Origin of the sequence: Clostridium sp. (genome assembly GCF_032552055.1) — a bacterium.
Lineage (GTDB): Bacteria > Bacillota > Clostridia > Clostridiales > Clostridiaceae > Clostridium.
Map to the genome: position 1 here is coordinate 1 of NZ_JAWGSV010000154.1, position 7,468 is coordinate 7,468.

Consider the following 7,468-nt stretch of genomic DNA (forward strand, 5'->3'; position numbering starts at 1 on the left):
GTATTATCTACCACATCAATAGAAGTTATCATATCAGTTTTTAATAATCTATCAAGATTTAGAAGAGCATCGTCAAAATCATTATAGTATTTTATACTTTCTATTAATTTATTGTAATTAGTATAAGCTACCTTTATAGTGCTAAAAGCTATAGTCAAAATTATTAAATGAATAAATAAAGATATCATTACTTCAATAAGTGTCATAGCTTTTTTACTTTTTTTCCATCCAATGAGATTTAACAAATTCCCTTTCAGCTAGAACACCTCCATTATCGTCTTTAATTGTAATGGAATATAAATAAATTTTATCTTCAAGTTTAATTTCTATTCTTTTTAAAGTAATATCCTTTCCTCTTTCTAGAGACATAAGAGGTAGATTCATTAAGGTATCTAAAATATCATTTGTATATTTAAATGATGTTTCCTCACCTAAATCACTAAATTTATTATTATATTTAGCTTCATTTTCTATAGCATACGCTACTCTTTCAGCTTCTTCTCTTAATTTTCTATTATTTAACGCTTTAGTACTCATTATAATAATTTGGCTTACAATAGTTAAAGCCATCAGAATAATTGCAAGAGAAATAATTACTTCAACTAAAGTATTACCTTTTTTCAATCTATAATATCCCCCTCATTTTTATCACTAACCCTTATAATATCATTCCCTACAGAAACTTTTAACTCTAAGGATTTATTTAAGTAAGCACTTCTAATATTAATAGTACCTGCTTTTGTAATAAAGCCTTCTTCACTAACTTTATTATTTCCACTAAAATTACTTCCTATTTCAAGGCCATCTTCAAGTTTAATAACCTTTTTAATTGGAGCTTTGTTATTATCTACTGTAAAAGATATACTTTTTCTATCTAATTCAACTGAAAGATTTCCAGTAATCTCATTTTTCCTACAGTAGGCCTTACTGAAGCTTAATAAATCCCTTACCTCTAAGGCTGTACTTTCTAACTTTATTTTTTCTACAGAATTTTTATAAAACTTATATCCTAATGATGCTAAACTAGATAAAAGTAACATTATCGATAGTACTATTATTACTTCAATAAGGGTATAACCTTTCTTCATTGAAATCCTCCATCTAATATTGCACCAAATAAAGGTAGTATAAATATGAAAAGAAAAATTACTACAAACCCTCCCATAATAATTACTGAAGCTGGTTGTAATATAGCCATATATCTATTAATCTTCGATATAAGTCTTTTTTCTAAGTATATACTTAAAGATTCAAGCCTTTCATCCATGGATCCACCCTCTTCACCAAGCTTAATAATAGATTTTGTATAATTAGAATAATTCCCCATTTTCCTAATAGCATCTGATATACTTTCACCCTTTAATATGCTTGAGTTCAAAAAAGTAAATCTATCTATTAAATCTCTATTCTTAAAACTTGTAGATGAATAAACTAATCCATTAGATAAGTTAACTCCACTTTTAATTATTATTGATAAAATTGAAATAAATACAAACTCATTAAATTCTTTATAAATTCCAATTTTATTTAGTAACCTAGGTACTTTATCTTTTAAAAAGGTTTTATAAACTAAATAAGGGATTACTAATCCCCAACATACAAGATATACTAGAAATTTATAAGGATTATCTTTTATAAAAATTGAGAGCTTATAACATAGGCTAGATATTAAAGGTTCATTTATATTTAAGCTACTATAGAACTCATGAAAACTTGGTATAACATATAAAATCATAAAAATAACTAATAATAAACATGAAACTAATATAAAGATTGGATAAGACAAGGTATTCTTTATAGTATTTTTTATAAAGTTTATTTTATCACAGTATTTTTCTACTCCAATTAAGGCTTCATAGTGATTTCCACTTTTTTCTCCCATTGAAATCATACCTATAAAAAACTCTGGATATAAATCATTGTAACTTTTAAATGCATCGCTTAAAGAATTTCCTTCTAAAATTGAAAGCTTTATATTATCTATACTCCTTAAGTAGTTCTTATTTAAAGGTAACTCCTTAAGTAAGTCAAAAATTAATATTAAAGAAATTCCTTCTTTATGCAAAATAGCCATATTACTAGAAATCAAACTTAAACTGCTATAACTATACTTATTAAATGATAATTTTATTTTCTTCATAGTTTAATCCCTCTTCTAATAAAAAATTATTATAATCAAAATAAGTAATGTCTCCTCTTATAATCAAGTCATCTAAATTATTAATCATTTCATAGTTACTAAGTTCAATTATTTCCTGGAAAATATTTGAAATTAATTTCCTAATCTTTTCATCAATATAAACTACAGAGCTAATAACCGTTCTTCCTTTATATCCAGTATAATTGCATAAACTACATCCCTTTTCTTTGTAAGTCTTTATTTTCTTGTTATTTAATAAAACTTCCTCATTAACTTCTTTGCATTCACTACATAGAACTCTTATTAATCTCTGTGATACTATGCCAACTATTGAATCCTTTATTAGATATTGTTTGACTCCCATATCTTCTAACCTATAATAGACTTCTCTAGGTGTCTTAGTATGAATGGTTGAATATACCTTATGTCCTGTTAAAGAAGCTGTAACTACTAAACTTGCTGTTTCTTCATCTCTTATTTCACCTATCATTAATATATCTGGGTCTTGTCTCAAAATGCTTCTAAGTCCATTTGCAAAAGTTATATTAGCTTTTCTATTTAAGCTAACCTGATTTATCCCATTAATTAAAACTTCTACAGGATCTTCTATAGTTGTAATATTCACTTCACTTTTGTTTATTTCCTTCAGAATAGAATAAAGAGTTGTAGACTTTCCACTTCCAGTAGGCCCATTTATTAATACCAATCCATTTTTTAAAGCTATTATTTTTTTAAGCTTTTCTCTTTGATTATTAGTCATATTCAGGCTTTTTAAATCATGAGTAAATATTTCCCCATATAAAATTCTTATAACTAGCTTTTCTCCATAAGTTATAGGTATAGTTGATATCCTTAAATCATAATTTTTTTCTTTTATAGTAACAGTTGACTTACCATCTTGTGGTCTACGCTTCTCAGTGATATCCATGTTAGCTAAGATTTTAATTCTAGATAAAAGTCTTTGATATTCTAAATCTGTGATTTTACAATATGAAATTAAAATACCATCTACTCTTATTCTAATTAAAATATCATTCTTTTGAGGCTCAAAATGGATATCTGAAGCATAGCTACATATGGCTTCTTCCATTATTTTATCAATTAAGTTTTCTTCCTCACCTAAAAATACTTTATCAATAAGATTTTTAATATAATTTTCATCAGTATTAATAAATTGAATTCCTTTATTATATAGAAACTCCAGTTCGGTTTTATCGTATGTTATATCTTTATTTCTAGATAAAACTATAACTTTCTTATCTTTTATAGAAACTGGAATCATACAATTTTCCATAGCCTTAAATTTATTAATTTTTCTTGCAGTTTTTAAGTCTATTTGACTAATATCAATCTTTTTCATTTAATCACCATTAAAATTATGGTCCATACTCTATCTTTTTAAACATTATTTATAAGTTTTATTTACAAATATAACTAAATATAAAAACCTCTGCAAATTTTATAACTTTGGAAATACTTAATTATAAATACTACAAAAAAACTGCTATAAATTTTATCAGCAGTTTTATTTTATACTCTGTATATGTATGTATCCTTATATTAATTAAGGGACGCCCTTAAGCATCCCTTAATTAATATCTATAAAATAATATTTACCTTCACTAGCTTCAAGTTGTGATATAGTTCCATCTACAGAAATATATAATTTTTCTGTATTATTATCATCTCCACCTACAAATATTATATTTCCATCTTTATCTTTAGATAATCCTTTTTCGAGATTAATTAATTTAGGAAAATCATAAACTAATCTTTTGATTGAGCCTTCACTATATTTGTACAAAGAGTAATTATTGTTTTCAAGTCTACCTAGTATATATATTCCATCTTTAGTAACTTCAACATCACTTACTTCAACTATTTTATCTATTGTTTCTACTAATTCACCTTCATTATTTATTACTTTTAAGAATCTTTCCTTGTTGTCTTTCTCTTGAACAATAATTAAATTTTCCTCAATAACTTCTAAATATTCTACATAACCTAAATCTAATTTAAATAATAAGTTCTCTTTTTTTTCAGAAACATTGTAAGTAAAAACTCCATTATTCTTATTATTATCTATGCCGTAATATACAAGAGTGTCTTCATTTATCCAATCTATTAAGTCACCAGATATTATCACATCACTATTAAAATCAATATAAGTATTATTCTCAATATCCTTAATTTTTAAATCTAAATATCCATCTTTAACAAAATAAGAAAGGTATTTACCTTTTAAAGATACCTTAGGTGAAACAATTGTTTCATCTACCTCAACACTATACTCTTTAGATAAACTATTAATTTTAATTTCTCCATTATCATTAAGAATAAAAGTTCCAGATTCTTCATCATAAGAAGTTATAATATAATCTGTATCAACAATTTCATACTTATTATCTTTTAAATTATATATCTTATACTCACCAGAATTTTCAATAGCAATTGCGCCTTTTGAAAGCTCAATTTTAGGTTCTTCTGTCTCAGTATTATTACACCCAATAAAAGCTATATTTATTAAAATAATAAAACCACTAAGGAAAACTTTTTTTCTCCCTTTTCTATTCATTTTATCCCTCTTTAATTTAATACTACACCACTGCAAATAAATGTTGCTTCTCCAGTCATAAAAACATCATTATTTACTATTTCTACTATTAGATTACCACCTAATGTAGTTATTTCAGCTTTCGATTCACAAAGCCCTAGTTTATTTAAAGCTACTAAAGATGCACAGCAACCTGTTCCGCAAGCTAGAGTTGCCCCAGCCCCTCTCTCCCAAGTTCTCACTTCTATGCTTTCTTTATTAAATATCTTTACTAAATTCACATTAGTATTTTCTTTAAATAAATCATACTTTTCTATTATCTTTCCATCTTCCATAGAATATTCATTTTTATTATTAATCAAAATAGTATGAGGCACTCCCATTAATAAAGCTGTTAACTTATATCTTTTATTATTAATTTCTACAACTTCATCAATTAATTCATCCTTATTATTAAGCTTTATATCTTCACCTTCAAAACTAGGCTTCCCCATATTAACTCTTACTAAATCTACTTTATCATCTTTATTTATAAATAACTCTGCAATTTTAACTCCATCACCAGTTTCAATAGTTATATTTTTCTTTTTCACTATTCCTTCTTCATATAAATATTTTGCAAAACATCTAATAGCATTTCCACACATATTTGCTCTTGAACCATCACTATTAATTATTAACATCTTAGCATCAGCTATATCAGAATTTCTAATTATAACCAATCCATCTGCACCTATTCCAAATCTTCTGTCACAAACCTTTTTAGCAATTCCTATTTCGTCTTTTAAATAATTTTCTTCTTTATCTATTATAAAAATAAAATCATTTCCTAAGCCTTGCATCTTTATAAAATTCATAAAACCCCTCCCTTTAGCTTTATATGCCATTGAAAAATGTAATTACTAAATGTTATACTATCATTATGTTATTACCAAAGAAAGGATGATACTTATGGCATTGGATGGAATCTACTTATATAGTTTAGTATCTGATTTTAAAAAATCAATATTAAATTCTAAAATAGATAAAATAAATCAACCAGAAAAAGATGAAATAGTTTTAACTTTAAGGAAAGGAAGAGAAAATATTAAACTTCTAATATCTGCTTCTTCAAGATTTCCTAGAATTCATATTACTAGTATAAGTAAACCAAACCCACTTCAAGCACCTATGTTTACTATGGTAATGAGAAAATACTTAATTGGTGGAAGAATAACTGATATTCTTCAATTAAATGGTGATAGAATTATAGAACTTCATATAGAATCTACTGATGAACTTGGATTCAATAGTAAGTATATATTAGTTGTAGAAATTATGGGAAGGCATAGTAATATAACACTTGTAAGAGATAGAGATAAAAAAGTTATGGAATGTATTAAACACTTATCTCTAGATAAAAATACTTACAGAGTATTATATCCAGGAGTAGAATATGTATATCCTCCAACATCAAGTAGGCTAAATCCTTTTGATTTTTCTTATGAAAGTTATAATTCTTATATTTTAACTAATGATATTCCTATAGATGAAAATATTTTTTCTAATATTTTTACTGGTATTAGCAAATCATTATCTAAGAATTTATATAAAAAATTCTCCTATGATAATAATACCATAAATAAGCAATCTTTTTATAATTCATTTAAAATTTTCATAGAAAATATTGATAATATTTTTTCTTATAAGATTTATAAAGATGAAAAATCCTTTAAAGACTTTCACTGTGTAAATTTATTTAATTTAGATAAAGAATATCAGGAAGTTGAATTTGATAATCCTAATATATTACTTGATAACTACTTTGCTACAAAAGATAAGCAAGATAGACTTAATAGTAGAAGTATAGATATGCAAAGACTTATTACAACTAACATAGAAAGATGTAATAATAAAGAAAAGAAATTAAATGATATTTTAAAGGAATGTGCTAAAAAAGACTCTTATAAGATAAAGGGTGATTTATTAACTTCTTATATCTATATGATAAAAAGAGGTGAAAAAAATATAGAGGTGTTAAATTTCTATAATGAAGAAAATGAAGAGTATATTAAAATAGATTTAGATGAAAATAAAAGTCCATCTGAAAATGTTCAATATTATTATAAAAAATATAATAAACTAAAAAAATCTGAAGAATCTGCTATAGATCAATTAGAAAAAAATAATGGAGAATTAGAATATCTTACTTCAGTCTTAACAAATATAATAAATTGTGAAAATTACGATGAAATAGATGAAATAAAAAAAGAACTTGTTGAAACAGGCTACTTAAGATTTAAGGGGAATAATAAAAATAAAAAATCAAAAGCATCAAAACCTATTCATTTAAAGTCTTCTGATGGAATAGATATATATGTTGGTAAAAATAATATTCAAAATGATAACTTAACTTTAAAATTTGCAAATAAAAATCACTACTGGCTTCATACTAAAAACATCCCAGGATCTCACGTTATATTATGTAGCGATAATCCTTCTGATATAGCTCTAGAAGAAGCTGCTAGCTTAGCTGCTTATTATAGCAAAGCTAAAAATTCTAGCAAAGTTCCAGTTGACTATACTAAAGTTAAGAATATTAAAAAGCCAAATGGTGCAAAACCAGGAATGGTAATTTATCATACAAACAATACAATATACGTAGAACCTAGGTGCTGTGGCACAATGGAAAATTAAAAATGAATAATGAAGAATTAATGAAAAAACTTCCTTAGGAGTTTTGAAATAATTGAAAGGGATGCTTTAAAGCATCCCTTTCAATATAATAATTATAA

7 protein-coding genes and 1 pseudogene are annotated in these 7,468 nt (G+C 25.3%); 1 reads left to right on the forward strand and 7 read right to left on the reverse strand.

Features of this window, described 5'->3' with window-relative positions; translation table 11 throughout:
* The 7 genes and pseudogenes from E6248_RS10710 to dapF all read right to left on the reverse strand — a co-directional run.
* A pseudogene (locus tag E6248_RS10710) lies at positions 1 to 206 on the reverse strand (prepilin-type cleavage/methylation domain-containing protein); the annotation flags it as partial.
* A gap of 7 nt (positions 207 to 213) precedes the next feature.
* Positions 214 to 624 carry a type II secretion system protein gene (locus E6248_RS10715; RefSeq protein WP_316340796.1) on the reverse strand — a complete coding sequence of 137 codons (411 nt, stop codon included), beginning with the start codon at positions 622 to 624 and terminating at the stop codon, positions 214 to 216.
* Positions 621 to 1,088: a prepilin-type N-terminal cleavage/methylation domain-containing protein gene (locus tag E6248_RS10720; protein ID WP_316340797.1), complete on the reverse strand. Its 468-nt coding sequence runs from the start codon at positions 1,086 to 1,088 to the stop codon at positions 621 to 623. Before E6248_RS10720 ends, E6248_RS10715 begins: the two co-directional genes overlap by 4 nt.
* Positions 1,085 to 2,140: a type II secretion system F family protein gene (locus tag E6248_RS10725; RefSeq protein ID WP_316340798.1), complete on the reverse strand. Its 1,056-nt coding sequence runs from the start codon at positions 2,138 to 2,140 to the stop codon at positions 1,085 to 1,087. Before E6248_RS10725 ends, E6248_RS10720 begins: the two co-directional genes overlap by 4 nt.
* Complete coding sequence (locus tag E6248_RS10730) at positions 2,115 to 3,500, reverse strand: GspE/PulE family protein (RefSeq protein WP_316340799.1); 1,386 nt, start codon at positions 3,498 to 3,500, stop codon at positions 2,115 to 2,117. The genes E6248_RS10725 and E6248_RS10730 overlap by 26 nt, the downstream gene beginning before the upstream one ends.
* 228 nt (positions 3,501 to 3,728) lie before the next feature.
* Complete coding sequence (locus E6248_RS10735; RefSeq protein WP_316340800.1) at positions 3,729 to 4,715, reverse strand: hypothetical protein; 987 nt, start codon at positions 4,713 to 4,715, stop codon at positions 3,729 to 3,731.
* 11 nt (positions 4,716 to 4,726) lie between these two features.
* Complete coding sequence (dapF, locus tag E6248_RS10740; protein ID WP_316340801.1) at positions 4,727 to 5,551, reverse strand: diaminopimelate epimerase; 825 nt, start codon at positions 5,549 to 5,551, stop codon at positions 4,727 to 4,729.
* Positions 5,552 to 5,645: 94 nt separating this feature from the next.
* Here dapF and E6248_RS10745 point away from each other — a divergent pair, with 94 nt between their 5' ends.
* Positions 5,646 to 7,370: an NFACT RNA binding domain-containing protein gene (locus tag E6248_RS10745; RefSeq protein WP_316340802.1), complete on the forward strand. Its 1,725-nt coding sequence runs from the start codon at positions 5,646 to 5,648 to the stop codon at positions 7,368 to 7,370.
* Positions 7,371 to 7,468: the final 98 nt, after the last annotated feature.

What these genes read in the sequence shown, in the direction of transcription:
- E6248_RS10735 (WP_316340800.1), bottom strand. Translation starts at nt 4,715, where the DNA reads ATGAATAGAAAAGGGAGAAAAAAAGTTTTCCTTAGTGGTTTTATTATT.
- E6248_RS10720 (WP_316340797.1), bottom strand. Translation starts at nt 1,088, where the DNA reads ATGAAGAAAGGTTATACCCTTATTGAAGTAATAATAGTACTATCGATA.
- E6248_RS10730 (WP_316340799.1), bottom strand. Translation starts at nt 3,500, where the DNA reads ATGAAAAAGATTGATATTAGTCAAATAGACTTAAAAACTGCAAGAAAA.
- dapF (WP_316340801.1), bottom strand. Translation starts at nt 5,551, where the DNA reads ATGAATTTTATAAAGATGCAAGGCTTAGGAAATGATTTTATTTTTATA.
- E6248_RS10725 (WP_316340798.1), bottom strand. Translation starts at nt 2,140, where the DNA reads ATGAAGAAAATAAAATTATCATTTAATAAGTATAGTTATAGCAGTTTA.
- E6248_RS10745 (WP_316340802.1), top strand. Translation starts at nt 5,646, where the DNA reads ATGGCATTGGATGGAATCTACTTATATAGTTTAGTATCTGATTTTAAA.